A 623-nucleotide genomic window follows, 5' to 3' on the forward strand; every position below is an offset into this window, starting at 1 on the left:
GTTCGTCCCAGGGCATCAGGTGGTGCAGATTGATGGCTTGCTCACCACGCAGGGTGCGGTATCCGCGGCACCTTTTGGCAGCGCGTCCATCCTGCCTATCAGTTGGATGTATATCCGCATGATGGGCGCTGAAGGGCTGAAGAGCGCCAGTCAGGTGGCGATCCTCAATGCCAACTACATTGCCACGCGTTTGAAGGACGCCTATCCGGTGCTGTACACCGGCCGTGATGGCCGTGTGGCGCACGAGTGCATTCTGGATATTCGCCCGCTGAAAGAGAGCACCGGTATCAGCGAAATGGATATCGCCAAGCGCTTGATTGACTATGGCTTCCACGCGCCGACCATGTCGTTCCCGGTGGCGGGAACGCTGATGGTAGAGCCGACCGAATCTGAGAGTCAGGTCGAGCTGGATCGCTTTATTGATGCGATGTTGGCGATCCGTGCTGAAATTCAGCGTGTGGCACAAGGTGAATGGCCGCTGGAGGATAACCCGTTGGTGAATGCGCCGCATACCCAGCAGGAGATTGTCGGTGAGTGGTCACATCCCTACAGCCGCGAACTGGCGGTATTCCCGGCAGGGGCTGAGCATAAAAACTGGCCGAGCGTAAAACGCCTGGATGACG

1 pseudogene is annotated in these 623 nt (G+C 58.1%); it reads left to right on the forward strand.

Features of this window, described 5'->3' with window-relative positions:
* Positions 1–623 (forward strand): annotated as a pseudogene (locus J5224_RS33830) (glycine dehydrogenase (aminomethyl-transferring)); the annotation flags it as partial.

It is taken from the genome of Candidatus Symbiopectobacterium sp. NZEC135 (assembly GCF_025962695.1).